This is a genomic window from Micromonospora sp. WMMD736 (assembly GCF_049179015.1).
In the GTDB taxonomy this organism is placed as follows: domain Bacteria; phylum Actinomycetota; class Actinomycetes; order Mycobacteriales; family Micromonosporaceae; genus Micromonospora.
Map to the genome: position 1 here is coordinate 6736871 of NZ_JBMHMI010000001.1, position 25215 is coordinate 6762085.

Below are 25215 nucleotides of genomic sequence, written 5' to 3' on the forward strand. Positions count from 1 at the left end.
GTGGATCACCCGGGCGTCACCTCAGAGGGATGCCGTGGGCTGCGGTCGGGGTGCTCTGTCAGGTAGGACGCGTTCGTAGCAGACCGAGTTGTCGGAGCCCACGTACGCGCCGAACAGCGGGATCTCGCGGTAGCCCTCGCGCTCGTAGAAGCGCATCGCGTCCGGCTGGGCCGAGCCGGTCTCCAGCCAGATGGTCGTCCAGCCGCGCTCGTGCGCGGCCTGCTCCAGAGCTCGGAGCAGGCCGATCGCCACCCCCGAACCGCGGCTTGTCGGTGTGACGTACATCCGCTTCACCTCCGCGCTGACCGCGTCGAGGCGGCGCAGCGCGCCGCAACCGAGTGGTCGGCCGGTGGCTTCGTCGATCGCGACAAGGAACAGGTCGATGTTCTCGGCCGTCGGCGGCGGGCCGGGCTCATGGTCGTCGGTACCGTAGCGGAGGTTGAGTTCGGCTCTCTGCGCCACACGTAACGCCTCGCCCGCAGGGTCGTTCCACGGCCGCTGCGTGATGATCCAGGTCATGCCGCTCCTCACCAAAACTCGGTAACAAGCGTTACGGTAACATTCGTTACGGAGACTACGGGAGGGTGCAGATCGTGTCACTGTCCGCGGACCGAGCGGCGGCCCAGGGCGAGGCGCTGTCGCGCGCGGTCTGGGACGTGCTCGCGCAGCAGGGCCTGGAGAAGCTGACGGTGCGCGCGGTCGCCGCGGCGGCCGGCTGCACGACCGGCCTGGTCATGCACCGCTTTCCGAACCGTCGAGCATTGCTGCTGCACGCCCGGGAACTGCTGCACGAGACCACCCGGGAGCGGGTTGAGGCACTCGAAGCCGCGGCCACCTCGCCGCGGGCGGCACTGCGCGCGGTCCTCCGCGAGGGCATGGCGACCGATCCGGAGACGACCAACTGGAGCATCGTCTGGTTGGGCTTCCTGGCTGCGGCGGTGGCGGACGACGAACTGATCGGCATGCACCGCCGCAACAACCGAGCCTGGCGGCAACGGGCCGAGCGGCTGGTCGCCGCGGCTGCCCCGGACTGGCCGGCCGACCGGGTCGGCACGGTCGCAATGGGGTTGATCGCAATGATCGAGGGAGTCGCGGCTCTCGCCGCCGCGGATCCCGCTGCCTACCCGCCGGATGAGCAGGAACGCATGCTCGACGCCGCCCTGGCGGCCTATGGCCTCGGCTGAGACAGCCGCCCTGCGGGATCAGAGCGGTCCGACTGACTCCGGCGCCTTGGTCGTCTCCAGATCGCCGATGTCGGGGCATCCCGTCGCGCGGAAAGCGCCGACATCGCTGAACTCGAGTGGATCACCTGCGGCCCTAGGATCGGGTCCGTGGATGACAGCGGGCAGCTAACACCCACCTTGGCCGATTCGTGGTGGGACCTGCGCGGAGACGATCCCCGCGAACGACAGCAACGCCAGGCACTGCATGCCGAACTTCTCGTCGAGGTGGCACCTGGCCATCCATTGCATGGCCAGCCCACCACGGTCGTTGCCCGGTCGCAGGCGTCGGACGACATCCTCGTCCAGCTTCCCGAACGCTGGGCGCTCGTCCACCTCACCTGGAAAGCCGCCCCGGAGACCCCGCCGTGGCCGAAGACCACGTTCTACGACACCCTCCGCACCTTCGTGCATGGCTAAGCAGGGCTAACATGCGGCAGTGCCCCTGGAGGACCCCTTGCAGGTCAACGGTCTGGTGCTGCCCGCCTTGATAACCGAACTCCTCAACACTGGCCGCTGGCGGCATCCAGGTGACCGACGACCCTCCGTCGTCGCACCTGTTCCGGGCGGCACGCGGCAGCACTGCCAACGCCAGCGTCGAGATGCCCTGGCGCGACGCGGAGCAGGCAGTGCTGATCGCGGTCAACCGCATCCACGGTGACGACGTCGCCATGGCCCTCGACTATCGCGCCGATGCCGCCGACCCCCGAGTCGTGGCCAGCGACTTCTGGACCGATCCGCAGCGGTGCTCATGGCGGATTGCCACCCCGGCCTTCTCTCAGCTCGTAGAGATCCTCCGGCTCGTCTGATACGACCATGAAGCTGCCGCCCCGAGCCACTGGCTTCAAGGCGCTAACGTGCGCAGGTGAGCTACGAGATGTTCGTCCAGCGGTTCGAGCAGGGCGACGCCGTCCCGATGGCGGCCGATGCGTTCCTGGCCGTCTTTGAGTCCCGCGTCGACCGCCGGGAACCTCAAGACCGCTACTGGCACATCAGCGCCGATGACGGCGGCACGGCAGACCTCTACGCCGCCCTTGCCGACGACACGCTCGGCAGTCTGATGATCAGTCGGTTCGCCACCGGCGCGGTTCTCGACATGCTCATCACCTTCATCGGGCTCGCGGATGCCGTCGTGCTTTCACCTGGCTGCCCCGCCCTGCTCGCGCACGAAGGGCAGCGGCGGCACCTTCCCGAGGAACTTCGCGCCGGCGCGGTGGTCACTTCGTCGAGCGTGGACGTGGAGCGTGTCCTGCGTAACTGCTAGGCAACGTGGTCGAACGCCATCGCTGGCAATCTTGGACACTTACCGTCATCAGCGGACGGTAAGTGTCCAAGATCTGCCCTGCTGGCGGCCTCCCGCGCGCCGGTTCGAGGCCAGCACGGTCATCGAGCATGTGACGCGCCTACACGTTCCGCACGGGACCCCGGGCGCATCCCGCAGACTCGCCATCGGGCCAAAGTCGCAGCCTTGCTCGGGCGTGAGGAAGGGGACCTCTGACGGACCTTGAGCGGGAAGCCCTGTCGCTGCGCAGCTACCAGCTCGCATGGGTGCCTGGCCTGCTACAGACGGAGGCGTACGCTCGCGCCACGCTGGCGGGCGAGGATCTGACCCCCGCCGAGGTCGACGACCTGGTCTCGGCTCGCCTCGGCCGACAGGCGATCCTGCGACGAGATCGGCCGCCATTGCTCATCGCGGTTGTCGACGAGTCCGTGTTCCGGCGCACCTCGGGAGGCAATCGGGCCTTGATGGCGGAGCAGTTGAACCGACTTGTCGAGTGGTCGGCAATGCCAGCAGTGCAGCTCTACGCGGTGCCGACCTCGGCCGGCATGTATCCGGGCCTCGGCGGCCCGTTCACCATCGCCGGCATGCCGGACGGCGGGCGAGTGGCGCACGTGGACAGCCAGGCGGCCGCGCAGATCGTCGATCAGACCCCGGAACTTGTTAGCTCGAACGACGATGGGAACGTGTTCGCGGCGAGGCCCTGTCGCGAGCGCAAACCCTGGACCTCATCAGGGAAGCGGCATCATCATGGACATGATCGGCGCACGGTGGCGCAAGAGCACCAGGAGTGGCAACAACGGCGGCGACTGCGTCGAGGTCGCCGACAATCGCCCCGGTGTCGTCCTTGTCCGCGACACGAAGGACCGTGACGGTGGGACGCTGGCCTTCGGTCCGGTGCAGTAGCGGGCGTTTGTCGACATGGCGAAGGCCCACGCGGCGGCCTGACCGGTACTGCGCGAAACGCCCCTGGATCGCTCCGGGGGCGTTTCGCATGATCGGGGTCAGGGACGCCGGCGCTTGCCGTCGGTGTGCGGGATGCGCTCGGTGGGGATGACGCCGAGTCGGCCGGCCTTGAAGTCCTCGAACGCCTGGAGCAGCTCGTCGCGGGTGTTCATCACGAACGGCCCGTACTGCGCCACCGGCTCGCGGATGGGCTGACCGCCCATGATGTAGAGGTCGAGCGCCGGGGTGTTGCTGTCCTGCGTGGCGTTCGCGCTGAAGCGCAACGCGTTGCCCGGACCGTGCACCGCGAGCTGGCCGGTGTGCACCGGCCGACGCTCGGCGCCGACGGTGCCGCGCCCGCCGAGGACGTACACCAGGGCGTTGAAGTTGGGGTTCCAGGGCAGGTCGACCTGCGCGCCGGGCTGGACGGTGACGTGGCTGATGGTGATCGGCGTGAACGTGGAGCCCGGCCCCTTGTGCCCGGCGACCTCACCGGCGATGACCCGGATCAGCGCGCCGCCGTCCTCGGTGGTGAGCAGCGCGGACTCGCGGCCCCGGATGTCCTGGTACTGGGGCGGGTTCATCTTGGCCTTGCGGGGCAGGTTGACCCAGAGCTGCGTGCCGTGGAAGAGGCCGCCGCTCATCACCAGGTGCTCCGGCGGCGCCTCGATGTGCAGCAGGCCGCTGCCGGCCGTCATCCACTGGGTGTCGCCGTCGGTGATGGTGCCGCCGCCGCCCTGCGAGTCCTGGTGGTCGAAGACGCCGTCGATGATGTAGGTGACGGTCTCGAAGCCGCGGTGCGGGTGCCACGGGGTTCCCTTCGGCTCACCCGGCGCGTAGTCGACCTCGCCCATCTGGTCGAGGTGGATGAAGGGGTCCAGGTCGGTCGTCGACACCCCGGCGAAGGCGCGGCGGACCGGGAAACCCTCGCCCTCGAAGCCGCTGGGCGCGGTGGTCACCTTGCGGACCTTGCGGATCGTGGTGGCCTTGTGGAGCTTGGGCAGGCGGGGCAGGACGAGGACGTCGTCGACGGTGATCGCGGGCATCGCGGGGCTCCTTAGCGTGAGGCGTGGGTGTTCGACGTGGTCCCGACCGCCCGCAGGCGGCGGCCGAGCCGGTCGAAGATCCGGGTGAGGCAGGCGACCTCGTCGTCGTCGAGGTCGTCCATCAGATGGGTACGCACCGACGCCAGGTGGTGCGGTGCGGCCTCGGTCAGGGTGAGCAGCCCGGCGGCGGTGAGCACGGCTTCGCTGCCGCGCCGGTCGTCCGGGCAGGGCTCCTTGCTGACCAGGCCGCGCCGCTGCATCGAGGAGATCTGGTACGTGAGGCGGCTGGGGGAGAAGACCAGGCGGCCGGCCAGCTCGCCCATCCGGAGTCGTTGCCCCGGCGCTTCGGAGAGCAGGACCAGCACGTGGTAGTCGGCGAAGCTGAGGTCGCTGTCGGCACGCAGGTCGTCTTCCATCTGGGTGAACAGACGCTGACTGGCCTCGATGTAGGCGCGCCAGGCGGCCGCTCGGGTGCTGTCCAGGCTCTCTGTCACGCCCACGACGATAGCACTAGTTAAAAATTTAACTAGTGGTGTTGAGGGTTGTCTGCGTCACGTCTGTCCGGTTGCTCGCCCGCCTCCTACAGCTTTGAAGAAGGCTGTGGGTAATCCGGCGGCGGAACCGGCATGGTGTGTGCCAGACTCCGGCCTCGTGGAACACGTGGAGTTGGCCGCCGACGACCTGCTGTTGCGGCCGTGGCGGGACGCGGACGCCCCAGCGGTGCTCGACGCCCTGCGCGACCCGGCCATCGCCCAGTGGAACCCGCAGGGCGACGGCCCGATCGACGAGCAGGTCGCCCTGCTCTGGGTGCGTCGTCGGGGCGACTGGTCAGCCGGCGACCACGCCTCGTTCGCGGTGACCGCCGCCGGTGACGGGGAAGTTCTCGGCTCGGCGTCGCTGCACCACATCCGGCACGGCGACGCCTCGATCGGCTACTGGACCATGCCGGCGGCGCGCGGGCGCGGTGTCGCGACACGGGCCGTCGCCCGGCTCACCGCGTGGGCGTTCGACGACCTGCGGCTGCACCGGATCGAGCTGTGTCACGCCGTCGCCAACCCGGCGTCCTGCCGGGTCGCCGACCGGACCGGCTATGCCGCCGAGGGCACGCTGCGCGAGTCGTACCGGTACGGCGACGGCCGCCGCTACGACGAGCACCTGCACGCCCGCCTGGCCACCGACCGCTAGTACCCGTTGCGGTGCTGCTGCCGACGATCTGATCCGGGCGAATCCCCCATGGCCGAGGAGCGGCATCGTCCGGGCGTTGATCCTGCTGCCTCCCCTGCCGGGGATGGGCCGCGCAGGCAATTCCTCACAATCGCGCCTCTCGCGGCGGCCCTGGCAGCTTTTGTCACCCGGCACCGCTCTGGCGCGTCTACCGAGGGTGAGACCTGTTCTGGTTCGGCCCTGTCGAGCTGCCCCATAAATGGGGCAGGATGCGTCGGCCGCGTTATGCGGGTCGCCGGTCAGCCCAGATATGGGGCAGCTCGACAGGGCGCACACCAACATAAGGCAGCTCAACGCCGACCGTAGCCAACAATTGACCCCATCGCCGATAGTGGAGTTCGCGATATTCCGGCGACGACCGTTGAGGTGGTATGGGGGATATGGGGTGAACGAGGAAGAGGCTCAGAAAAGTACTTCACCTGAAAATTCAGATGATGTCCCCGCCGAAGTCACGTCGCCACCGGCCACCGGAGGCAGCGAAAGCCGGCAACCCCGCTCTCCGTCGCGGCCGTGGGAAGCCGTGGCCGCGGTCTCTGCCGCGGCCGGGGTGATCGTGGCGCTCGCCGTCGGCCTACCGAGTGTGCTGTCGGACAAGTCTGCCGAGCCCGAGCGCCCCCCGACCTCTGTGTCCCCGACGTCGGTCCCGGCGCAGGCGCCGCCGTCCAGCCCTGCACCGCCTGTCACGATCCTCACGCCAACGTCGACAGATGGCGCAACCGTGGAGTGCGTGAAAGACGCCTGCGCCATCGAGGTGCGCGGCAGGACGCGCGCTGCGGCCGGGCTGCATTCGTATGTGTTGATCGCGCGCGAATGTTGCCCCGGAGACGTGCCGCGGTATTACGTCCAGTGGGATTCCACGAAAGAGATCCCGGGTGGGGACTGGGTCGCTCTGGCCTATGTTCAAAAGCCGCCCATCAACGCCACGTTCCAGATCAAGGCGATTCTCACGACCTCCGTCGTCCGGGCGACGCCCGGAGCCGACGACCTCATCGTCTGGTCCGACGACCTGGCGAAGGCCGTCGGACTCGTCGCGGAGACGCCGACGGTCACCGTGAAGGTCGCGGACGTCGTCCGGGCGACCGCGTTCTGCGACTGCTCCTAGCGAGACGCCGGTTACTCGGTGACCCGACGCAGGAACGCGGCCAGGTGGCCGGTGGTGCGGTCGATCTTCTCGGTGAGGGTGATGGTCTCGTCGATCCGCCGTCCGGCCTCCTTCTTGCCCCTCAGGTAGAGCGAGCAGGCCAGGTCGGAGCAGACGTACGCGCCGACCGTGTTGCCCTGCCGGCCCTCGCGGCCGGCCTTGCGGGCGGTCATCAGTGAGACGCCGTCGCCGGTGTGGGTGGTCAGGCAGAAGGAGCACATGCTGCGCCGTACCCGTCCGGTCTGCTGCGGCGCCACCCGCAGCGCGACCCCGACCGGGCCGTCGGCGGTCTCGGCGACCAGGTACGCCCGCTGCGGCGCGGCGGGGTCCCGCCAGCCGAGGAAGTCGAGGTCCTCCCAGGGGTACGTGTCCAGATCGCCCGGCAGCGCCATCCGCTTCGCCTCGCCCTGCGTGACGTTGACGAAGGAGGCGCGGATGTCGGATTCGGTGATGGATAGCATAGGCAGTAGCCTAGCTCTCCTAGGCAAGCGATTAACGAGACTAGTTTGAGGGGTGTGGCGAGTGGCACGTGCCGGCGTGACGGTCGAGCGGTTGACCCAGGTGGCGGCCGACCTGGCCGACGAGGTGGGCGTCGAGAACGTGACCGTCGCGGCCCTCGCGCGGCACTTCGGTGTAAAGGACGCGAGCCTCTACTTCCATCTCAAGAACGCCCACGACCTGCGCGTCCGGATCGCCCTGCTGGCGCTCGCCGAACTGGCCGACCAGGTTGCCGACGCGCTCGCCGGCCGGGCCGGCAAGGACGCGCTGGTGGCATTCGCCAACGCGTACCGGGACTACGCGACGCGGCATCCGGGCCGGTACGCGGCCATGCAGATCGACCTCGACCCCGAGACCGCCGCCGCGAGCGCGGGTTTCCGGCACTCGGAGATGACCCGGGCCATCCTGCGCGGCTACCGGCTCGCCGAGCCCGACCAGACCGACGCCATCCGGATGATGCACAGCACCTTCCACGGCTTCGTGAGCCTGGAACGGACCGGCAGCTTCCGCCACACGCCGCGTCCGACGGACGACTCGTGGGTCCGTACCCTCGATGCCCTGGACGCTGTTCTCCGCAACTGGCCGCAGCGGTGACGGCCGGGCGAGCATGGCGGTCGTTGCTTCACCCGGCCGTCGTTCGCCGCGACTCCAGCCCAGGTCAGGACGTCGGCGGTGCGGTGAGGTTCACCAGCCAGTCGGTCCCGAACCGGTCGGTGCACCTGCCGTAGCGGGCGCCCCACGGCGACGGCGCGAACGGGACGGTGACGGCGCCTTCCGCGCTGAGCCGCTCCCAGTACTCGGTCATCTCCGTCTCGTCGTGACCGCCCAGCGTGATCGACGACGTGCCACCGGGACCATCGTCGCCCGGCGTCCGGTCCGAGCCCATCAGCACGATCCCGGACGCGCCTCGGAGCATCGCGTGCGCGACCAGATCGTCGGTCGCCGCTTCGGTGGGGCCGTGCAGGTCGCCGAAGGTGGCGATCTGAAGATCGCCCCCGAACACCGACTGGTAGAACCGCATGGCGTCGCGCGCGTTGCCGGCGAAGCTGAGGTACGGGCTCACCCGGGCGGTCATCGGCTGGCCTCGGCGGCGAGCGGACGTCGCGGTGCGCTGCGCTGTCGGAGCAGGACGAACCCGAGCCCCGCCAGGAACCAGGCGGCGAGCACCACGAGCGGCACCAGCGTGTGCGAGCCGCCGAAGTAGCCGAAGTTGTTCACCGCCCGGACGGCCGCGCCCGGCGGGAGCTTCGCCGAGATCGCCTGCGCCCAGCCCGGCAGCAGGTCGACGCCGATCGTCGCTCCGCTCGTCGCGTTGCCGATGGTGGTGAGGATGAGCACGGCGAGCGCTATACCGATCGGCCCGAGCCAGGCGCCGAGGGCCTTCGTGGTGAAGGCGCTGGCCGCCGACAGCAGGATGAGCGACAGGGCGAGCAGGGGGAACGGCGCCGTCAGTGAGCCGTACACCGGGCCGGCGACCGTGGCCGCGACCACGCCGATCAGGACCGCGAACCCGCCCATCGCGTAGAGCCGGTGGCGCAGGCGTACCTTCGCGGTGGCCGCCGTGAGCCCCTGCGCGAGGACGAACGACGAGAGGGTGACCCCGAAGACCACGTAGAAGGCGGACAGCCCGCGGCTGTCGTAGCTCGCCAGCGGGACGATGTCGTTCTCCTGGACCGTCATGCCGGCCTGGCGGGCGAAACCGGCCACGAGTTGCCGGGCGGCGCCGCTCTCGCTGAATCCGCTCGCGCCGGCGTAGTCGAGCCGCACGCTGTCGGGCGCGCTCGGGCTGAGGACCGCGACGGCGTCGCCGTCCTGGACCAGGGCGGTGCCGGCGTCGACGCTGGTGACCGGGGTGACGGTGACGGCATCGCCGAAACCGGCGTGGGCGGCGGTGGCGAGCTGGTCGCCGACGACCGCGATCGGCAGGCGGCTCGGCGCGGGATCACGTTGCAGCCCGACGTAGACGGCGATGAACGCCGTACCGATGATCAGCCCGGTGATCACCAGAGAGAGCCAGGCGGCACGTTGGGTGGTGACGGGCGTTTCCCGCCTGGTGGGTGAGTCGGATGACGACGTCATGGGTGTTTCCTCGGGTAGTGTGGTTTGAATGTCCAACCAGACGAACCGTAGCACCCCTGGTTTGAATTCCAAACCGGCGCGGGACACCCTCGCGGTCGCGCTCGACGCCGTCAACGACAGGTGGTCGCTGCACATCGTGCGAGCGCTCGCCTTCGGCGCGTCGCGGTACACCGAGATCCTGCGAGCGGTCGGCGCACCCCGGGATGTCCTCGCCGCCCGGCTGCGGAAACTGGCCGAAACCGGCATCCTCCAGGCCCGTACCTCCGAGGACGGCAAGGTCGCCGGGTACGAACTCACCCAGAAGGGGCGGGACCTCGGTCAGGTCATCCTCGTGCTCAAGCGGTGGGGCGACACCTACAGCGACGCCGACGTGCCCCAGGTCGACTTCATCCACGACGTCTGTGGCGAGGTGTTCGTCGCCGAGGTCCGTTGCCAAGCGTGCGGCAGGCCCCTGAGATCCGGAGAGCTGTCCCTCGACAAGGAGTCCCCCGCATGCTGACCGACCTGGAGTTGGCCGACTGGCGGGAGCGGGTGGCCCGGCTGTACCTGTCCGACGTCGACCTCGCGGGTTTCCGCGCCGGCCGCGACGACCTCTTCGCCACCCACCCGCAGAGCCCCATCCCGCCCGACGAGCGGCCCGCGTTCCGGGGCGTGCGGTACTTCCCACCCAACCCGGACGCGGTGGTCGAAGCGCCGCTCCGGCCGGCCAGCGGTGAGTTGAGCATCGACACCGGCGGCCCGGACGGGGTGGTGAACTACCGCCGGGTGGCGGTGGCCGAGACGGCCTGGGGGCCGCTGACGCTGTGGTGGATCGAGGCGTACGGGGGCGGACTGTTCGTGCCGCTGCGCGACGGCACCTGCGGGCGGGAGACGTACGGCGGGGGTCGGTACCTCACCGACACGGTGAAGGGCACCTTCGGCCGGGGCGTCGAGCTGCTGCCCGGTGACCGGGTCCGGCTGGACGCCAACTACCTCTACAACCCCAGCTGCGCGTACGACGACCGCTGGGCGTGCCCGCTCGCGCCGCCGGAGAACCGGGTCGACGTCCCGTTGCGCGCTGGCGAGCTGGCGTACCACGACTGACCGGTGCGCCGCCGTCATCGCGACGGTGACCGCCGGGTCTGGGAGGAGGATCCCGCCAACCCGAAGGCACGCGACTTCACGTACGCCGTCGTCAAGTGCCTGAAGGCCAAGGGTGTCGACGTCGAGCTGTCGCCCGACGGGGCGAGCTACGGCTACCGGGGAACGGCCGACGACCCGGGCGACGTCGAGAAGGGCATGAGCCTCGCCCTGGTCTGCCGCCGCGAGGTAGCCAAGACCGACTACTAGCCCACGCCCCGGCACCCGCCGATCTTGCACTTTCGGTCAGTGAAATGCCCGCTCTGCGCCAATATGCGAGCGCAGAAAGTGCAAGATCGGCGGCGGGGCGTCGGCGTGCTGGGGCTCAGCGGGGCGTTGGGCTTGAACCAAGCATGCGGGCCAGGAGCTGTCTTGCCTGGTCGGCCAGCTGCGCGTCGACCGTGACCGCGTACTGGCCGGCCCGGAGCGAACTGGCCGAGGTGAAGTCGCGCTGTCCGCCGGTCATGGCGTGCGCGACCGCGCCGAACACAGCACCCCAGATCGCGCCGATGACCAGCCCGACCAGGATCACCGCCAGCCAGTTGCCGACGGTGAAGATGCCGAACAGCAGGCCGATGAAGAGGCCGAACCAGGCGCCGGTGCCGGCGCCGAGCAGGGCCGCGCGGCCCGTCGTCATCCGTCCGAGCACCGTCTCGACGAGCGTCAGGTTCGTGCCGACGATGGCGGTGTGCTCCACCGGAAAGCGGTTGTCCGCCAGGTAGTCGACCACCTTCTGCGCGGACGGATAGTCCGGGTACGAGCCGATCGTCACGGTGGGTGGGCCACCTTCCGGCCCGTGCCCGTCCGCGCCGGGTGTCGCCGGGCGGCCTGCCGGGCCGGACGGAAGCACGTCACCACTGGTTGCGCCGGGCCGCCAGGTGGCGGTCGGCTCCGGAGCTGAGGTCATGAGCATCCTCCCTCGTCAGCCGCCTGGTTTCCCGTCAGCGTCGAGCGGTAACGCCGGGCCGGCAGCGGGGTGCCGCGGGCTCGGGAGGCATGCGCGGGGGCGGCCCGGGTAGGCAGCCGGGTGCAGACCGCAAAGATCAGCGACCACGGCTTCCTCGCGGACGGCCGCAGCGCGGCTCTGGTGGACCGGACGGGATCGGTGAACTGGTGGTGCCCGGGTCGGTTCGACGCGCCGTCGGTGTTCGCCCGGCTGATCGGCCAGGACGCCGGGCACTGGTCCATCCGGCCGGAGACCGACGACTTCACCGTCGACCGCCGCTACCTCGACGACACCCTGGTACTGCGGACCGTCTTCCGGACCGCCGCGGGCGAGGTGGAGTTGACCGACGCGCTCGCCCTGGAGCCCGGCGCGCGCGAACACGACATCGGGTACCGCTCGCCGCAGGTGCTGGTCCGCAGCGTGCGGGGTCTCTCCGGGGAGGTGCCGATGCGGCTGCACTACCGACCCCGATTCGAGTACGGCCGGACCACGCCGTTCCTCGTCGAGCGGGACGGAGCCCTGGAAGCGGTCGGCGGGGCCAGCCAGCTCGCCCTGGTGGCGGCGGTGCCGCTGACCTGCGGCGAGGGCGAGGCCGCCGCGACGTTCACCGTCCGCGCCGGCACCACCCACAACTTCACCCTCGGGTACGCCCCGACCTACGACTCGCCCCGGCCACAGGTGCCCGACGCCGACCGGACCATCGCCGACACGGCCGACGGGTGGCGCTCCTGGGTCCGCAGGCACGAGTACCAGGGGATGTACGCCGAGCATGTGCGACGCAGCGCGCTCATCGTGCAGGGCATGACGTACCGGCCCAGCGGTGCGGTGGTCGCCGCCGTGACGACGTCGCTGCCGGAGAAGCTCGGTGGCGACCGGAACTACGACTACCGGTACGTGTGGGTGCGTGACTTCAGCCTGACCCTGCGCGCGCTGTGGCGGACGGCCTGCTTCGACGAGGTGCAGCGACAGTTCACCTGGCTCGGCCGGGCGATGGGCCGGATCGACGAGGAGCCGGTGCCCATCATGTACGGGGTGCTGGGGGAGCGGGACCTCACCGAGCATCGCCTGGACCAACTCGCCGGCTACCGCGACAGCCCGCCGGTGATGATCGGCAACGACGCGTGGCGGCAGCGCCAGACCGACGTCTTCGGCGAGGCGATGGACGCGGCCTGGCTGATGCGTGACCGGCTGGAACCGCTGGAGCCGGACGTCTACCACCTGCTGCGGTCCCTCGCCGACAAGGCCGCCCGGGACTGGGCGCTGCCGGACGCGGGAATGTGGGAGGAGCGTGGCGTCGAACACCACCACGTCTCCTCCAAGGTGCACTGCTGGTCGGCACTGGACCGGGCGGTCCGCTTCGGCACGCGACTGGGCGAGCCGCAGGACGTGGCCCGCTGGGCGGCCGCCCGCGACGAGGTGCGCGCGCAGGTGCTGGAACGGGGCTGGAACGAGCGCGTCGGGGCGTACACCGGAAGTTACGAATCCGACGAGCTGGACGCGTCGGTGCTGGTGCTCCCCCTGGTGGGTTTCCTGCCCGCCGACGACGAGCGGATGCGCTCGACGATCCGCGCCGTGGAGGCCAAGCTGTCCCACGACGGCCTGCTGCGTCGCTGGGACGGCGACCCGGCGGGGTTCCTGATCTGCTCGTTCTGGCTGGTGTGCTGCCTGGCGCTGGCCGGCGAACGGGACCGGGCGCGCGAGCTGTTCGAGACGCTGCTCGCGCGACTCAACGACCTGGGACTGTTCGCCGAGCAGATCGACCCACTGACCGGGGACCAGCTGGGCAACTTTCCCCAGGCGTTCTCGCACATCGGCCTGATCAACGCCGTCGGTGTGCTCAGCGACGTCGAAGAAGACTCGGCGCTGCGCAGTCTGGGTACGCCGCCCGGCTTCTTCACCCCGGCGTCGCGCTGAGCGCGCCGTCCGCGGCCGGGGGATGATGCCGGCATGAGGCTGGTGCTCACGGCGGACACGCATCTCCCCAAGCGGGCCCGGGACCTGCCCGAGCAGTTGTGGGCGGCGATCGACGCGGCGGACGTCGTGCTGCACGCCGGTGACTGGGTCGACGAATCGCTGCTCGACGCGCTGACCGCCCGCGCGCGGCGGCTCGTCGGCGTGTACGGCAACAACGACGGCCCGGCGCTGCGCGCCCGGCTGCCCGAGGTGGCCCGCGTCGACCTCGACGGGCTACGGGTCGCCGTGGTGCACGAGACGGGCCCGCGCACCGGCCGCGAACAGCGGTGCGCGGCCCGCTTCCCCGACGTCGACCTGCTGGTCTTCGGGCACTCGCACATCCCCTGGGACACCGTGGCCCCCAACGGGCTGCGCCTGCTCAACCCCGGGTCGCCCACCGACCGTCGATCCCAGCCGTACGCCACCTACCTGGAGGCCGAGACGACCCGGGGGAGGGTGGAGTCCGTACGCCTGCACACCCTGCCGCGTCGCTGAGCAGCGCGACCTACTGACCCCGGCCCGTCTCGGCCTGGAGCTCGTCGATCCGCTTCGAGGCCTCGGCCTTGGTCAGGTCGTCCGGAAGCGTCGCGTCCGCCTCCCGGGCCAGCGTGGCCAGGTACGACTCCTGGGCCGCCGTCGGCGGCTCGTCGCCGGTGACCCAGTCGTCCGGGTCCTTGATCGCGCCGCGCGGGTCGGCCTGGTCGTTGCTACGGTCCGTCATCCTCATCACCCTTTCTTCGAACAGGTGTGCCAGTACCCCGATCGCCGCCGGTTCATGCCCCTACGATCACCGGATGAGCGTGAACTCGTCAGGTGTGCTGGTGGTCGGGGCGGGCATCGCCGGCGTGGCGTGCGCCGTGGAGCTGACCCGCGCCGGGGTGCCCGTGCGGGTCAGCGAACGGGGGCACGTCAGCGGCGGCCGGATGGCCAGCAAACGCTTCGACGGCCGGCCCGCCGACATCGGCGCCGCGTACTTCACCGCCAGCGACCCGGACTTCGCCGCCGTGGTCGACGAGTGGCGGACCGCCGGTCTGGTCCGCGAGTGGACCGACACGTTCTGGGCCTACGACACGAACGGCCGGCACGAGGTGCGCGGCCCGCTGCGCTACGCCGCCCCACGCGGGCTGCGGTCGCTCGTCGAACACCTGGCCGGACCGGTGCCGGTGACCGTCGACCGGTTGGTGCTCGCGGTCGAACCCGGGCCGACGGTCGACGGCGAGGCGTACGACGCGGTCGCCCTGGCCATGCCGGGACCGCAGGCGGCCCTGCTGCTCGATCCGGCCCTGGCCGACGCCACCCGCGTCGTGCAGGCGCAGACCTGGTCGCCGACCCTCTCTGCGGTACTGCGCTTCGAGTCCCGGCGCTGGCCGACCTTCCGCGGCGCGTTCGTCAACGACCATCCGGTGCTCAGCCTCGTCTGCGACGACGGCGACCGGCGCGGCGACGACGCGCCCGTGCTGGTCGCGCACACCGTGCCGGAGTTCGCCGCCGGGCACCTGGCCCAGCCCTCCGCCGCCGGGCCGGCGATCGAGCAGGCCGTCCGGGACCTGCTCGGGCTGCCCGACGAGGCCGCCGACGTGCACGTGCACCGCTGGACGTACGCCAAGCCGACCGGCGAGCCCACCGACGTCACCCACCACCTCGACGCGGACGGGATCGGCCTGGCCGGCGACGCGTTCGGCACACCCCGCGTGCAGAGCGCCTGGCGCTCCGGTCGGGACCTCGGTCGCGCACTCGTCGCCCGCCTCGGCTGAGGGGCCCCGGCGCGCTCTTCAGTGCCCGGCGGCGGCCACCGGCTGGGCCTCGGACTCGGACGCGTCCTCGGTGCGCTCGCCCTCGCGATCCAGCAACTGCATCACCGGGGTCGCCGCGACGCCGTGCACCACCACGGACACGAGCACCACCAGCCCGACCGTGGCCCACAACAGCTCCGCCTGCCGGAAGTCCGCCTTCGTGGTGGCGTACGCCAGGTAGTAGAACGAGCCCACGCCTCGGATGCCGAACAGCGAGATGACCCAGTGCTCCGCCGGGCGGCCGGGCGCGCCGCGCAGCGACAACCAGCCGACGGCCGGCCGGATCAGAAAGACCAGCGCCAACCCGACGGCCGCCGCCGACCAGGTCAGCGGCGCGAGCAGGCCGCCCACGATCGCGCCGCCGAGCAGCAGCAACAACACCAGGGTGAGCAGCCGCTCGACCTGCTCGGCGAAGTCGTGCAGCACCGAGTGGAACTCGTGGGTCCGCTCGGCGGCCCGGATGGCCCGCGCGGCCACGAACACCGCCAGGAAGCCGTACCCGCCGGCCACCTCCACCAGGCCGTACGCCAGGAACGTGGCGGCCAGCGCCAGGAAACCCTCGGCGTGCCGGGCCAACCGCAACTCGCTGGGCGCCCGGAAGAACAGCTTGCCGAGCAGCCAGCCGATGAGCAGGCCACCGCCCACCCCGACGCCGACCTTCCAGAGCACGTCCACGGTGAACCACTCGGCCAGCCACGCGCGGGGGGCGAGGCTGGTCGAGGCGATGGCGATGGCCGCGTAGACGAACGGGAACGCCAGCCCGTCGTTGAGGCCCGCCTCCGAGGTCAGGGCGAAACGAACCTCGTCCTCGGAGTCCTCCACATCGGTCGGCTCGCCCACCTGCACGTCGGCGGCGAGCACCGGGTCGGTCGGGGCCAGCGCGGCGGCCAGCAGCAGCGCCGCCGCCGGCACCAGACCCGCCCACCACCAGCCGAGCAGCGCCACCGCCGCGATGCACACCGGCATCGCGATGGCCAGCAGTCGCCAGGTGGAGGACCAGCGGGCCCAGCTCAACGGCCGGTCGATCTTCAACCCGGCGCCCATCAGGGCGACGATCACCCCGATCTCGGTGAGGTGGGTGGCCAGCTCGGGATGGGCCAGCGGGTCCGGTGTGGGCAGTCCGATGGGGAGGACGAAGACCAGCATGCCGAGGGCGAGGAACGCGATCGGCATGGACAGCGGGCGGCGCTCCAACACCCGGGGCAGGATGCCCGCGAGCAGCGCGCCCACGCCCACCAACGCGAACGCCACATCTACCGGCTCCACGAACACCACCCTCTCGCCGCACCCGCACGGCGCGGGCAGGTGGCCACAGATGCCCCGGAAGACTCGCGGCTATGCGTGTCCGCCCGTGCGAACCGGAGTGGGTCTCATCTCGGGCGGGTGAGGGGGGAGTCCGCCAGCTCGGCCAGCAGCGCGGCCGGGTCGTCGTACACCGCCACCGCGCCGGCCCCGGCGAGTTCGCCTCGGCTCGTGCCGCCGCAGGTCAACCCCACGCACGGGATGTCGAGCTTGCCGGCCGCCGCGACGTCCCACACCGAGTCGCCGACGAAGACGACCCGCTCGGCGGCCAGCCCCGACTGCTCGAGCGCCGCTTCGAGAATGTCCGGCGCCGGCTTGCTCTCCTTGGCGTCGGCCGACGAGGTGACGGTGTCCACCACGTCGTCCGCGTTCAGCGCCCGGCGCAACGCGCCGACCTCGTGCTCGGCGGCCGAGGTGGCGAGCACCACCCGCAATCCGCGCTCGGCGCAGGCGCGCAGCAGGTCCACCGCCCCGGGCAGCGGCGTCAGCCGTTCCCAGTACTCGGTGTAGAGGGTGTCGTGCGCCTCGCGCAACTTCGGATCCTCGTCGCGGTCCCGCTCCGGGCCGAGCAGGTGATCCAGCAGCTTGTCCGAGCCCATCCCGATCGAGCGGTGCACGGTCGCCATCGGCACCGGCCGGTCGATTTGGCGCAGCGCCTCCCACCAGCTCACCGTGTGCAGGTACGTGGTGTCGACCAGGGTTCCGTCGACGTCGAAGAGCACCCCTTGGGGTTGTTCGTTGGCCATGGCCGCACTCCTACCCCTCGCGCGTTCGGCTGACTCGCCCCGCACGGGTCGGTGCGTACGACTCAGTGTGGTTCGGCCGCAGGGACGAGGATCTCGAACCAGACCGTCGAGCCGCGCACCGACGGGTCGGTGCCCCAGGCGTCACTCAGCTCCTCGATGAGACCCAGTCCGCGTCCGCGACTGCTCAACGTGTCGGTACGCGCCCGGGTCACGGTGCCCCGCGTACCGGAATCGGCGACCGAGACCAGCAGGCGCTCGGGGCTGAGGTCGATCTCCACCCGGGCGGCCGTACCGGCGTGCAGCAACGCGTTGGTCGTCAGCTCGCTGGTGCAGAGCACCGCCGCGCCGATCACCGATTCGGGCACCCGCCAGTCGGTGAGCTGACCGGTCATCCAGTGCCGGACCCGGCTGGGCGCGGTCGGCTCCGCCGGCACCTCCATCGCCGCCGACCGGCTCGGCTTGAGGGCATGCTCGACCGCCAGCACCGCCACGTCGTCCTCGGTGCCACCGGACACCGCCGCGGTCGCCACCGCGCAGAGGGCACGGGGATCGCTGGTGCCGGCCTTGGCCACCGCGTCGCCGAGCGCGTCCATCCCGGCGCTCAGGCTCTGCCTGCGCCGCTCCACCACGCCGTCGCTGAACAGCAGCAGGGTGTCGCCGGGCGGGAACGCGACGGTGACGGTGGTCGGCCGCCCGCCCAGCCCCAGCGGGGGAGCGGCCGGCACCTGCACGTACTCGGCGTGTGTGCGGCCGTCGGGCCCACACCGCCGGATCAGGGGAGCGGGATGACCGGCGCTGGCCAGGGTCAGTTCCCGGCGCTCGGCGTCGATGACCCCGAACGCCACGGTGACGAACAGTTCGTGGCTGCCGGCCTCCGTACCGAGGCTGGTCACCAACCGGTCCAGCCCGGTCAGCACCGCGTCCGGCGTCGGATCGGCCAGCGCGAGGGCGCGCAGGGCCGCCCGCACCTGCCCCATCCGCGCCGCGGCCTGGACGTCGTGCCCGGCGACGTCGCCCAACACCACGCCGAGCGTGCCGGTGGGCAGCAGGAACGCGTCGTAGAAGTCTCCGCCGGCAGCGTTGCCGTCCACGCCCGGGTCGTAACGGGCGGCGATCCGCAGCCGGGGCAGGTCGGGCAGGTGCTCGGGCAGCATGCTGCGTTGCAGCAACTGGGCGGTGCCGTGCTGGGTCTCGAACCGTCGCGCCCGCTCAGCGGCCTGGCCGATCAGCTCCGCCGCCGCGGCCAGCAGCGCCCGCTCGGCGGCCGACCAGGTGTGTGCGACCTGGTAGCCGACCGTCAGCCCGCCCCGGACCACCGACGTGCCCAGCGGGAGCGTGGCCATCGCGCGGATCTTCTGGTCATGCCGGTCCGCGGCGGTGTCGCGCAGCGGCTGACCGTCGCGGATGAACAGGGCCTCGCCCGACCGGGCCGTCAGCGCGACCGGACCCTCCCAGTCGGCCGGCGCCCGCCGCCACAGCGGAGGCAGCCGCTCGTCAGCCTCGTCCATCAACTCGCCGCGGACCCGACGCACCATCCGCCAGCCGCCGCCACCCTCGTCGACCACGAACGCCACCCGGTCGGCGTCGAACATCCCGATGGTGTGGCGCAGCGCGACCCGGGCCACGTCGTCGAGGGTGAGCGTGCCGGCGAGCGCGGCGGCCACGTCGCTGAGACTCCGCAACTGCTCGGTGACGTGAGTGGTTTCGGCGGCCACCGTCAGGATTCCGACGATCTGCCCGGAGCTGTCGCGGACGGCCGAGTGGCTGCGGGTGAAGACCACCTGTTCGACACCGCCGCTCTCCCCGAGCAGGGAGAGCGTGGACTCCTTCTCCAGGAAGGGCACGCCCTGCCGGTAGGCGCGCTCGATCGCGTCACCGAAACCGGGCAGCTCCCACACCTCGGAGTGGACCTCGGCGGCCGGTCGGCCGAGGGCGGCCGGATGCTTGCTGCCCAGCAACTCGGCGTAGCCGTCGTTGTAGAGCAGGACCAGGTCGTCGCCGTACGCCAGCGCCATCGGCATCGGCGCGGCCAGGATCACGCCCACCACGGCCCGGACCGCCGGGTCCCAGCCCTCGCGCGGGCCGAGCGCGGTGGCGGACCAGTCGTGGGCGAGCACGGCCGCCGCACCGGGCGCGGTGGTTGCGCCGGGGGCCGGAATTGCTGGCGTGGGGACTCGCCCGACCGTTCCTGGCATGTTCGCAGCCTAGCCGGCCGTCGCTCAGCCGCATCCGATCATGTGCGCGGGTCGCCGCTGGCCCTCGCGTGGTTGCCGTTCGGGCAGGTCAGGGCCCCTGTTGAGCGACTTGTCGGAAAAATGGCAGCGAGCCGCCCGGACTGCCGTACCGGTGGCCGGGTATGCGCCCGGCGCAGTCCACGCGACAGGAGGGACATCATGCTGAAAACCCTCGCGGTGCGGCAGGCCGACATCGGCGACGCCATCGCCGACACCTGGAGGTCGGTGCTGCTCTTCATCCCGAAGGCAGTGGCCTTCATCGTCATCCTCGTGGTCGGCTGGCTCATCGCCAGAGCGGTCCTCAAGATCGTGGATGCGGTGCTGGAACGGGTGCGCTTCGACGAGGCCGTCGAACGCGGAGGCATCAAACGGGCACTCGAGAGAACGAAGTACGACGCCAGCGACATCCTGGCCAGGTTGGCGTACTACGCCGTCCTGCTGTTCACCCTGCAGTTCGCCTTCGGAGTCTGGGGGCCCAACGCGATCAGTGACCTGATCAGCGGCGTGGTGGCCTGGCTGCCGCGCGCGTTCATCGCGATCGTCATCGTGGTGGTCGCGGCCGCCATCGCCAACGCCGTCCGGGATCTGGTCACCGGGGCGCTGGGCGGACTCTCGTACGGCAAGGTCCTGGCGGACCTGACGGCGATCTTCATCATCGCGCTCGGCGTGATCGCCGCCCTGAACCAGGTGGGTATCGCCACCACGGTCACCACTCCGGTGCTGATCGCGGTCCTCGCCACGGTCGCCGGCATCCTGATCGTCGGCGTCGGCGGTGGCCTGGTCAAGCCGATGCAGAACCGCTGGGACGGCTGGCTGGACCGGGCCGCCCGGGAAGCCCAGGCGGTGCAGGAGCACCGGCGGGCCACCTCGGCGGGGCGCGGCGACATGGAGCGGCAGATGGCCGACCGTGGCGGCGACCGGACCCAGGCCATGCCCCGGGTCGACGAGCAGTCGACGATGTCCGGCGGGCGTGGCACGTACCAGTCCGGTGCGGCCGACCAGACCCAGCAGTACCGCCCGTAACGGGGCACGACCGTGCCCGGGGGAGGGCGTCCACGCAGCACGCCTGGGCGCCCTCCGTGTGCTCAGGAACGGTCGAGCGAACGGGCCAGCGCGCAGACGGCCAACAGCCGGGCCAGCGGCCACTCCGGCGCGCTCCAGTCCACCGGGCCGTGCGGCGGGGTCCAGCCGTGCTCCAGCGCGGCGGCGCGTACCCCCTCGGCGTAACCGGCGAGCGTCGCGGCGGTCAACGGCCGCCGGTCCCCGTCCAGGCTGTCGCGGACGGCGGCGGCGTGCTGGTCGACCAGCGCCAGCAGCCCGGGACGGACGGCGGCGGCCGCAAGGCCGGCGGTGCCCACGGAGACGGTGAGGGCGGCCAGGGTGGACCGCGCCGACTCGACGGCGGTCGGGGCGGCGACCCGGTTGAACGGCACACGCATGGTGACCGAGGCTAACCCACCGGTGATCGACCGACCTCGGCCGCTCGGCGCTTGTGGGTTGTGCCACCGGACACCTCGACGCTGGCCGCGAGGGTTGATCCGGCACAGACGGGGCACCAGGCACCCGACGACGCAGGACGACACAGACCGTGGGAGCAGCCATGGGGCAGCGGGCGGACGGGCCGGACGAGCAGCACCGGCGGCCGGCCGGGGTGAGCGACGAGACGGTCGCCGCGCTGGGCAAGCTCAGCGAGGCTCTGGAGTGCGTCGAACGGGCCCGCGGGCACCTGTACTCGCTGCACCAGCTCATCGGGCACGCCGACCTGATGCTCGACGACGCGGTGGAGAAGTTCCGCGCCGCCGGGCACCACCGGATCGCCGAACGGATCGACACCGAGCTGCTGGGTCGCAACGTGATCGCCGGCCGGTGGACGTTCCAGATCGTCGAGGACTTCGACGACGGGTACCACGCGCTGTTCCGGGAGCTGGACCGACAGGCCCGCGACGAGTTGGTGGGCGGGCGACGGCACCTCTACGAGGCGGAGATGAAGGAGCGCCGCCGTACCCGGGGCCAGCCGGGGCACGAGGCCCGCCCGGACTGACAGCGGACCGGCCAACGTGAATGATGGGGCCCGGTGGGCCGGTCCCCATCATTCACAAGGAGCGTTCGTGGCGAAGAACGACAGGAAGCCCCCGTTCACGATGAGGGCGATGCTCAGACTGGAGCGCGGGACGGAGAGCACCGCCGCGACGCTGCGTCGGTACGCCCCGCTCGCCGACGAGCTCGGCGCCGACGGGATGGACGTCGACATCGAGCGCGCGGACCTGCTGCTGTCGGGCTGGCGCGTCGCCGTGAACGAGGAACGCGCCATGCACGACCTGGCCTCCGGCCTGTTGCGCCGCTTCGGCTGGCGGGAGCAGGACTTCGTCTACTCGTCGAATGTCCGCTACGCCGAGACCGTGGTGCCTCCGTCCGAGCCGCCGGCCACCCGCCTGGTGATCGACCGGGCCAGCCAGGAGTTGGGCTGGGAGGGGGCGACCCACGGCACCGACCTCACCCCCGACCGCACGCTGGACATCGAGCCGGGCGAGACCGAGGTGGTGGCGAGGCTGTTCGTCGCCGTCCCGGCGACCACGTTCGCCGGCACCGTGGAGGCGTTGGAGCCGTGGGTGGCCCGCGTCGGGGCGGCTGCGGTCGGGGTGGACCTGGGTCGCCGCTCTCGCCGTACTGGCCCGGCATCCTCGAGATCCGGGAGATGGTGATCGACCCCGCGTACCCGGACTAGCCGGGCAGGCGGTCGGCCGCTCTACTCGCTGGGGGCGTTGGCGGGCCGGCGACGGGCGGCGTCGTCGGCGATGATCACGGTGGCCACCATCAGCGCGACGCAGACGCTGAACAGCCACGAGTCGTCGGAGACGAGCCGGGCCGACACGGGCGCCTGGAGCGCGGCGAGCAGGAAGCCGAGCCAGGCGAGGCGGCGCTGACGCGTGGAGAGGATTCCGGAACCTTGATGCATCCCGAAATTCTTACGCGAACACGCTCGTTTGCCGTCCCCCGATCGGCCGATTCTGACTGAGCTGTCCGCTTTCTCGACCGTCCGGACACCACTTCTTGTCGCGGCGGGCGGGCGGCCCCCGTCGCCGGTAGGGTGCGCTGCGGCAGGATGCTGTCCCATGTCCACCTCGCCCCCGCCACCCCGCGCCGCGCTGCTCCTGCTGGCCTACCTCGCGTTCGTCAGCCTCGGCCTGCCGGACGGCCTGCTCGGCGTCGGCTGGCCCTCGATCCGGGCGGACTTCGGCGTACCGACCGAGGCCGTCGGGCTGCTGCTCACCGCGGGCACGGTCGGCTACCTCACCTCCAGCGTGCTGGCCGGGTTCACGCTGGCCCGCATCGGCGTGGGCGCGCTACTCGCCGGCAGCACCCTGCTCGCCAGCCTGGCGCTGACCGGGTACGCCCTGAGCCCCGGGCTGGCCGTGATCGTGGGCTGCGCGCTGCTGCTCGGGTTGGGCTCCGGCGCGGTCGACTCCGGGCTCAACGCGTACGCCGCCGGCGCGTTCGGCCCGCGCCACATGAACTGGCTGCACGCCTTCTTCGGCCTGGGTGTGGCGATCGGCCCACTGATCATGACAGCCGCGTTGAGCGCCGGCCTGGCCTCGCGGTGGGGGTACGGCATCGTGGCCGCCGCCCAACTCGCCCTCGCCACGGCGTTCGCGCTGACCGTACGCGCGTGGCGACGCCGCGACTCCGCCCCGGACGCGGACGCGGAAACACCGGACGACCCGTCGCCGGTCCGGGTGCCCGTCCTGGCCACGCTGCGCCTGCCGGTCGTCTGGTCGGGGACGCTGGCCTTCGTGGTGTACGTCGCCATCGAGGTGTCCGCGGGGCTGTGGGCGTTCCTGCTGCTCACCCAGGGGCGCGGCCTGAGCGCGGCGGTCGCGGGTGGCTGCGTCTCGGCGTACTGGGGGAGTCTCTTCGTCGGCCGGGTGGTGCAGGGAATGGTGGCCGAACGGCTCGGGCCTCGGCTGGTGTTGCGGGTTAGCCTGGCCGGCATGGCCGTCGGCGCGGCGCTGATCGCCGTACCCGGCCCGGCCGTGCTGGCGGTGCTCGGCCTGATCGTGGTGGGTTTCGCCGCCGCGCCGGTGTTCCCGCTGCTCACCCTCACCACCGCCGAGCGGGTCGGCGCGGCGCACGCGGACCGGGCGATCGGATTGCAGATCGGCGCCGCCGGTCTGGGCGCGGCGCTCGTCCCCGCGGGGCTCGGCGTGCTGATCAGCAACGTCTCGGTAGAGGTGCTCGGTGCGGCGCTGGTGGTGCTCGCGCTGGCGCTGATCGTGCTCTACGAACTGGGCGCCCGCCGGCCGTCCGGGGACGCCGGGCGGACCGGGCCGCCCGGCGTGGATCAGCCGTTGTCCGGTCCGGTACGCCCGGTCGTGGACGGGCGGTAGGCGCGCTGCGGGTCGGTCGGCTCCCGCCCCGGGGCCTCACCACCGCGGTCGGTCGCCGCCGGCCCGTGCCCGAAGGCGGCCTCCTCACCGGCGTCGTTGCCGGTCACGTCGTCGGCCTGCCCGTCGATGCTGGAACCCGCCACGGCGCGCTCCAACTCCTCCAGCGGCAGCCGCTCCTCGTCACGCCACACCCTGTCGTCCGTCATGACATCAGCGGTACCCGGGCGCGATGATCGCAAACAGACCCGGCAAACGACGATGGCCGCCGGACTCCCGGCGGCCATCGTCGATCGCGTACGCGCCCGTCACGGCTGCGGGCGGTCCACCGTGCCACGCCAGGCGCCGGTCTCCTGACCGCGCCGCTCGATGAACGTCTTGAACCGCTCCAGGTCGCCCTTGGCACGCCGGTCGACGATGCCGAGCTTGTCACCGGCCTGCTCGACCACACCGTGCGGCTCGAACTCGAGCTGAAGGGTGACCCGGGTCTTGCTCTCGTCCAGGCGGTGGAAGGTCACCACACCGGCCTGCTGGGTGCCGCCGGTCGAGCGCCACGCGACCCGCTCGTCGGGAAGCTGCTCGGTGATCTCGGCGTCGAACTCGCGCTTGACACCGGCGATGTCCACCGTCCAGTGGGTCATCGTCTCGGAGAGCTGCCGGACCTCCTGGACGCCCTCCATGAACTGGGGGAACTCCTCGAACTGCGTCCACTGGTCGTACGCGGTCCGTACGGGTACGGAAACCTCGACGTGTTCGGTAACGCCACTCATGGGTCAATCCTCCTTCGGCCGCTGTCTGTCGGATCGGGGGGCGATCACTACCAGCGGGTCGTCTCGTTCTTGTGGCCGAGCGCGGCCCACACCTCGGAGACGGTCTGGTACTCGGTGCCCTCGGGCAGCCGTTCCAGCGCCGCCACGATGTCGTCGGGCGCCTCGTTCTCCCGCGCGCTGGCGATGAGCACCAGGCGGTCGCCGGGCAGCGCGCTCATCGAGATGAACCGGCCGAGCCGGCTGCGCTGCTCCACGTCGGTGGAACTCATCCCCTGCGGGGTGCCGGTGCGCAGGTCGCCCGCCGGGGCCGTGGTGGCCTCCGGCTGGTCCTCGCCGGCCGGCTCGGGCACCCGGGCCTCGTCAACCCGTGAGCCGCCGGTGCCCGGCCCCTGCACGAGGCCGCTGACCTCCTGGCTCATCTGCTCGTCGATCCTCGGTCCGTGCTTGCTGTTGCCACGCTCCATGTCTTCTGCGCTACCCGGCACCCCGTCCGGTAAACCGGCACCGGGTCGCGAACCGGCCCCCGGGCCGGACATCC

33 protein-coding genes and 2 pseudogenes are annotated in these 25215 nt (G+C 71.4%); 19 read left to right on the plus strand and 16 right to left on the minus strand.

Going from position 1 to position 25215, the window contains the following annotated elements; translation table 11 throughout:
• Positions 1-21: 21 nt before the first annotated feature.
• Positions 22-519 carry a GNAT family N-acetyltransferase gene (locus tag ACN269_RS30590; protein ID WP_421475698.1) on the minus strand — a complete coding sequence of 166 codons (498 nt, stop codon included), beginning with the start codon at positions 517-519 and terminating at the stop codon, positions 22-24.
• 74 nt (positions 520-593) lie between these two features.
• On the opposite strand from ACN269_RS30590, the gene ACN269_RS30595 reads away from it, so the two are divergent.
• The 6 genes and pseudogenes from ACN269_RS30595 to ACN269_RS30620 all read left to right on the plus strand — a co-directional run bounded on the left by ACN269_RS30595 (position 594) and on the right by ACN269_RS30620 (position 3405).
• The gene (locus ACN269_RS30595) at positions 594-1184 is read left to right on the plus strand and encodes a TetR/AcrR family transcriptional regulator (protein WP_421475699.1); all 591 of its coding nucleotides are present in this window, start codon (positions 594-596) and stop codon (positions 1182-1184) included.
• Between the two features lie 147 nt (positions 1185-1331).
• A complete protein-coding gene (locus tag ACN269_RS30600) occupies positions 1332-1640 on the plus strand; it encodes a hypothetical protein (RefSeq protein ID WP_421475700.1) in 309 nt (102 codons plus the stop codon).
• A 110-nt stretch (positions 1641-1750) separates the two neighbouring features.
• The gene (locus ACN269_RS30605; protein WP_421475701.1) at positions 1751-2029 is read left to right on the plus strand and encodes a hypothetical protein; all 279 of its coding nucleotides are present in this window, start codon (positions 1751-1753) and stop codon (positions 2027-2029) included.
• Positions 2030-2085: 56 nt separating this feature from the next.
• Entirely contained in the window at positions 2086-2484 is a 399-nt protein-coding gene (locus ACN269_RS30610) for a hypothetical protein (RefSeq protein ID WP_421475702.1), read from the plus strand.
• 78 nt (positions 2485-2562) lie between these two features.
• Positions 2563-3259, plus strand: a pseudogene (locus tag ACN269_RS30615) (DUF5753 domain-containing protein).
• Positions 3256-3405, plus strand: a complete 150-nt coding sequence (locus ACN269_RS30620) for a DUF397 domain-containing protein (protein ID WP_421475703.1) — start codon at positions 3256-3258, stop codon at positions 3403-3405. Before ACN269_RS30615 ends, ACN269_RS30620 begins: the two are co-directional and overlap by 4 nt.
• A gap of 98 nt (positions 3406-3503) precedes the next feature.
• Here the strand turns inward: ACN269_RS30620 and ACN269_RS30625 are convergent, their stop codons facing one another.
• Both ACN269_RS30625 and ACN269_RS30630 read right to left on the minus strand, forming a co-directional pair.
• Positions 3504-4490: a pirin family protein gene (locus ACN269_RS30625; protein WP_421475704.1), complete on the minus strand. Its 987-nt coding sequence runs from the start codon at positions 4488-4490 to the stop codon at positions 3504-3506.
• 11 nt (positions 4491-4501) lie between these two features.
• Positions 4502-4984 carry a MarR family winged helix-turn-helix transcriptional regulator gene (locus tag ACN269_RS30630; RefSeq protein WP_421475705.1) on the minus strand — a complete coding sequence of 161 codons (483 nt, stop codon included), beginning with the start codon at positions 4982-4984 and terminating at the stop codon, positions 4502-4504.
• Between the two features lie 157 nt (positions 4985-5141).
• Here ACN269_RS30630 and ACN269_RS30635 point away from each other — a divergent pair, with 157 nt between their 5' ends.
• Together ACN269_RS30635 and ACN269_RS30640 are read left to right on the plus strand one after the other, a co-directional pair.
• Complete coding sequence (locus tag ACN269_RS30635; RefSeq protein WP_421475706.1) at positions 5142-5675, plus strand: GNAT family N-acetyltransferase; 534 nt, start codon at positions 5142-5144, stop codon at positions 5673-5675.
• A 424-nt stretch (positions 5676-6099) separates the two neighbouring features.
• Positions 6100-6816 carry a hypothetical protein gene (locus ACN269_RS30640; protein WP_421475707.1) on the plus strand — a complete coding sequence of 239 codons (717 nt, stop codon included), beginning with the start codon at positions 6100-6102 and terminating at the stop codon, positions 6814-6816.
• An 11-nt stretch (positions 6817-6827) separates the two neighbouring features.
• Here the strand turns inward: ACN269_RS30640 and ACN269_RS30645 are convergent, their stop codons facing one another.
• Positions 6828-7316 (minus strand): FBP domain-containing protein, encoded by a 489-nt coding sequence (locus ACN269_RS30645; protein ID WP_421475708.1) that lies wholly within the window; start codon positions 7314-7316, stop codon positions 6828-6830.
• Positions 7317-7377: 61 nt separating this feature from the next.
• On the opposite strand from ACN269_RS30645, the gene ACN269_RS30650 reads away from it, so the two are divergent.
• Positions 7378-7947, plus strand: a complete 570-nt coding sequence (locus tag ACN269_RS30650; protein WP_421475709.1) for a TetR/AcrR family transcriptional regulator — start codon at positions 7378-7380, stop codon at positions 7945-7947.
• A gap of 64 nt (positions 7948-8011) precedes the next feature.
• On the opposite strand, the gene ACN269_RS30655 is transcribed toward ACN269_RS30650, so the two are convergent.
• Both ACN269_RS30655 and ACN269_RS30660 read right to left on the minus strand, forming a co-directional pair.
• A complete protein-coding gene (locus ACN269_RS30655; RefSeq protein ID WP_421475710.1) occupies positions 8012-8428 on the minus strand; it encodes a VOC family protein in 417 nt (138 codons plus the stop codon).
• Entirely contained in the window at positions 8425-9432 is a 1008-nt protein-coding gene (locus ACN269_RS30660) for a hypothetical protein (protein WP_421475711.1), read from the minus strand. The genes ACN269_RS30655 and ACN269_RS30660 overlap by 4 nt, the downstream gene beginning before the upstream one ends.
• A 61-nt stretch (positions 9433-9493) precedes the next feature.
• Between ACN269_RS30660 and ACN269_RS30665 the strand changes: the two genes are divergently transcribed.
• From ACN269_RS30665 to ACN269_RS30675, 3 genes are read left to right on the plus strand one after another with little or no spacing between them, the layout of a single operon-like run.
• Complete coding sequence (locus tag ACN269_RS30665) at positions 9494-9931, plus strand: winged helix-turn-helix transcriptional regulator (RefSeq protein WP_421475712.1); 438 nt, start codon at positions 9494-9496, stop codon at positions 9929-9931.
• Complete coding sequence (locus ACN269_RS30670; protein ID WP_421476657.1) at positions 9928-10515, plus strand: DUF1684 domain-containing protein; 588 nt, start codon at positions 9928-9930, stop codon at positions 10513-10515. Before ACN269_RS30665 ends, ACN269_RS30670 begins: the two co-directional genes overlap by 4 nt.
• Positions 10516-10518: 3 nt before the next feature.
• Positions 10519-10761, plus strand: coding sequence for a hypothetical protein (locus ACN269_RS30675; protein WP_421475713.1), 243 nt, complete (start codon positions 10519-10521; stop codon positions 10759-10761).
• Between the two features lie 115 nt (positions 10762-10876).
• Here the strand turns inward: ACN269_RS30675 and ACN269_RS30680 are convergent, their stop codons facing one another.
• Positions 10877-11458 carry a general stress protein gene (locus ACN269_RS30680; RefSeq protein ID WP_421475714.1) on the minus strand — a complete coding sequence of 194 codons (582 nt, stop codon included), beginning with the start codon at positions 11456-11458 and terminating at the stop codon, positions 10877-10879.
• A gap of 120 nt (positions 11459-11578) precedes the next feature.
• On the opposite strand from ACN269_RS30680, the gene ACN269_RS30685 reads away from it, so the two are divergent.
• Positions 11579-13411: a glycoside hydrolase family 15 protein gene (locus ACN269_RS30685; protein ID WP_421475715.1), complete on the plus strand. Its 1833-nt coding sequence runs from the start codon at positions 11579-11581 to the stop codon at positions 13409-13411.
• A gap of 33 nt (positions 13412-13444) precedes the next feature.
• Positions 13445-13945 (plus strand): metallophosphoesterase family protein, encoded by a 501-nt coding sequence (locus ACN269_RS30690; RefSeq protein ID WP_421475716.1) that lies wholly within the window; start codon positions 13445-13447, stop codon positions 13943-13945.
• 10 nt (positions 13946-13955) lie between these two features.
• Here ACN269_RS30690 and ACN269_RS30695 read toward each other — a convergent pair whose 3' ends face one another.
• A complete protein-coding gene (locus ACN269_RS30695; RefSeq protein ID WP_421475717.1) occupies positions 13956-14171 on the minus strand; it encodes a DUF3072 domain-containing protein in 216 nt (71 codons plus the stop codon).
• Positions 14172-14265: 94 nt separating this feature from the next.
• On the opposite strand from ACN269_RS30695, the gene ACN269_RS30700 reads away from it, so the two are divergent.
• On the plus strand, positions 14266-15204 hold the full coding sequence (locus ACN269_RS30700) for an NAD(P)/FAD-dependent oxidoreductase (RefSeq protein ID WP_421476659.1): 939 nt from the start codon (positions 14266-14268) through the stop codon (positions 15202-15204).
• Positions 15205-15222: 18 nt separating this feature from the next.
• Here ACN269_RS30700 and ACN269_RS30705 read toward each other — a convergent pair whose 3' ends face one another.
• The 3 genes from ACN269_RS30705 to ACN269_RS30715 all read right to left on the minus strand — a co-directional run bounded on the left by ACN269_RS30705 (position 15223) and on the right by ACN269_RS30715 (position 19486).
• On the minus strand, positions 15223-16509 hold the full coding sequence (locus ACN269_RS30705; RefSeq protein WP_421475718.1) for a cation:proton antiporter: 1287 nt from the start codon (positions 16507-16509) through the stop codon (positions 15223-15225).
• Between the two features lie 104 nt (positions 16510-16613).
• Positions 16614-17291, minus strand: coding sequence for an HAD family hydrolase (locus ACN269_RS30710; RefSeq protein ID WP_421475719.1), 678 nt, complete (start codon positions 17289-17291; stop codon positions 16614-16616).
• Positions 17292-17353: 62 nt separating this feature from the next.
• On the minus strand, positions 17354-19486 hold the full coding sequence (locus tag ACN269_RS30715; protein ID WP_421475720.1) for a SpoIIE family protein phosphatase: 2133 nt from the start codon (positions 19484-19486) through the stop codon (positions 17354-17356).
• A gap of 198 nt (positions 19487-19684) precedes the next feature.
• On the opposite strand from ACN269_RS30715, the gene ACN269_RS30720 reads away from it, so the two are divergent.
• Entirely contained in the window at positions 19685-20548 is an 864-nt protein-coding gene (locus ACN269_RS30720) for a mechanosensitive ion channel family protein (protein ID WP_421475722.1), read from the plus strand.
• 62 nt (positions 20549-20610) lie between these two features.
• Here ACN269_RS30720 and ACN269_RS30725 read toward each other — a convergent pair whose 3' ends face one another.
• Positions 20611-20964, minus strand: a complete 354-nt coding sequence (locus ACN269_RS30725; RefSeq protein ID WP_421475724.1) for a DUF6401 family natural product biosynthesis protein — start codon at positions 20962-20964, stop codon at positions 20611-20613.
• A gap of 161 nt (positions 20965-21125) precedes the next feature.
• Here ACN269_RS30725 and ACN269_RS30730 point away from each other — a divergent pair, with 161 nt between their 5' ends.
• Both ACN269_RS30730 and ACN269_RS30735 read left to right on the plus strand, forming a co-directional pair.
• Positions 21126-21566, plus strand: a complete 441-nt coding sequence (locus tag ACN269_RS30730; RefSeq protein WP_421475726.1) for a hypothetical protein — start codon at positions 21126-21128, stop codon at positions 21564-21566.
• Positions 21567-21633: 67 nt separating this feature from the next.
• Positions 21634-22179 (plus strand): annotated as a pseudogene (locus tag ACN269_RS30735) (hypothetical protein); the annotation flags it as partial.
• 92 nt (positions 22180-22271) lie between these two features.
• Here ACN269_RS30735 and ACN269_RS30740 read toward each other — a convergent pair.
• Positions 22272-22481 (minus strand): hypothetical protein, encoded by a 210-nt coding sequence (locus tag ACN269_RS30740; protein WP_355053423.1) that lies wholly within the window; start codon positions 22479-22481, stop codon positions 22272-22274.
• A gap of 157 nt (positions 22482-22638) precedes the next feature.
• Between ACN269_RS30740 and ACN269_RS30745 the strand changes: the two genes are divergently transcribed.
• Positions 22639-23910, plus strand: coding sequence for an MFS transporter (locus ACN269_RS30745; RefSeq protein WP_421475728.1), 1272 nt, complete (start codon positions 22639-22641; stop codon positions 23908-23910).
• Here ACN269_RS30745 and ACN269_RS30750 read toward each other — a convergent pair.
• The 3 genes from ACN269_RS30750 to ACN269_RS30760 form a co-directional block, all read right to left on the minus strand.
• Positions 23865-24116 (minus strand): hypothetical protein, encoded by a 252-nt coding sequence (locus ACN269_RS30750; protein WP_421475729.1) that lies wholly within the window; start codon positions 24114-24116, stop codon positions 23865-23867. The two genes, ACN269_RS30745 and ACN269_RS30750, sit on opposite strands and share 46 nt — an antisense overlap.
• A gap of 99 nt (positions 24117-24215) precedes the next feature.
• The gene (locus ACN269_RS30755; protein WP_421475731.1) at positions 24216-24677 is read right to left on the minus strand and encodes an SRPBCC family protein; all 462 of its coding nucleotides are present in this window, start codon (positions 24675-24677) and stop codon (positions 24216-24218) included.
• Positions 24678-24724: 47 nt separating this feature from the next.
• Positions 24725-25141, minus strand: coding sequence for a DUF2795 domain-containing protein (locus ACN269_RS30760; RefSeq protein WP_421475733.1), 417 nt, complete (start codon positions 25139-25141; stop codon positions 24725-24727).
• Positions 25142-25215: the final 74 nt, after the last annotated feature.

Coding starts and splice junctions, on each gene's coding strand:
- ACN269_RS30590 (WP_421475698.1), bottom strand. CDS start 519: ATGACCTGGATCATCACGCAGCGGCCGTGGAACGACCCTGCGGGCGAG.
- ACN269_RS30620 (WP_421475703.1), top strand. CDS start 3,256: ATGATCGGCGCACGGTGGCGCAAGAGCACCAGGAGTGGCAACAACGGC.
- ACN269_RS30625 (WP_421475704.1), bottom strand. CDS start 4,490: ATGCCCGCGATCACCGTCGACGACGTCCTCGTCCTGCCCCGCCTGCCC.
- ACN269_RS30645 (WP_421475708.1), bottom strand. CDS start 7,316: ATGCTATCCATCACCGAATCCGACATCCGCGCCTCCTTCGTCAACGTC.
- ACN269_RS30655 (WP_421475710.1), bottom strand. CDS start 8,428: ATGACCGCCCGGGTGAGCCCGTACCTCAGCTTCGCCGGCAACGCGCGC.
- ACN269_RS30660 (WP_421475711.1), bottom strand. CDS start 9,432: ATGACGTCGTCATCCGACTCACCCACCAGGCGGGAAACGCCCGTCACC.
- ACN269_RS30680 (WP_421475714.1), bottom strand. CDS start 11,458: ATGACCTCAGCTCCGGAGCCGACCGCCACCTGGCGGCCCGGCGCAACC.
- ACN269_RS30690 (WP_421475716.1), top strand. CDS start 13,445: ATGAGGCTGGTGCTCACGGCGGACACGCATCTCCCCAAGCGGGCCCGG.
- ACN269_RS30695 (WP_421475717.1), bottom strand. CDS start 14,171: ATGACGGACCGTAGCAACGACCAGGCCGACCCGCGCGGCGCGATCAAG.
- ACN269_RS30710 (WP_421475719.1), bottom strand. CDS start 17,291: ATGGCCAACGAACAACCCCAAGGGGTGCTCTTCGACGTCGACGGAACC.
- ACN269_RS30715 (WP_421475720.1), bottom strand. CDS start 19,486: ATGCCAGGAACGGTCGGGCGAGTCCCCACGCCAGCAATTCCGGCCCCC.
- ACN269_RS30720 (WP_421475722.1), top strand. CDS start 19,685: ATGCTGAAAACCCTCGCGGTGCGGCAGGCCGACATCGGCGACGCCATC.
- ACN269_RS30725 (WP_421475724.1), bottom strand. CDS start 20,964: ATGCGTGTGCCGTTCAACCGGGTCGCCGCCCCGACCGCCGTCGAGTCG.
- ACN269_RS30730 (WP_421475726.1), top strand. CDS start 21,126: ATGGGGCAGCGGGCGGACGGGCCGGACGAGCAGCACCGGCGGCCGGCC.
- ACN269_RS30740 (WP_355053423.1), bottom strand. CDS start 22,481: ATGCATCAAGGTTCCGGAATCCTCTCCACGCGTCAGCGCCGCCTCGCC.
- ACN269_RS30745 (WP_421475728.1), top strand. CDS start 22,639: ATGTCCACCTCGCCCCCGCCACCCCGCGCCGCGCTGCTCCTGCTGGCC.
- ACN269_RS30750 (WP_421475729.1), bottom strand. CDS start 24,116: ATGACGGACGACAGGGTGTGGCGTGACGAGGAGCGGCTGCCGCTGGAG.
- ACN269_RS30755 (WP_421475731.1), bottom strand. CDS start 24,677: ATGAGTGGCGTTACCGAACACGTCGAGGTTTCCGTACCCGTACGGACC.
- ACN269_RS30760 (WP_421475733.1), bottom strand. CDS start 25,141: ATGGAGCGTGGCAACAGCAAGCACGGACCGAGGATCGACGAGCAGATG.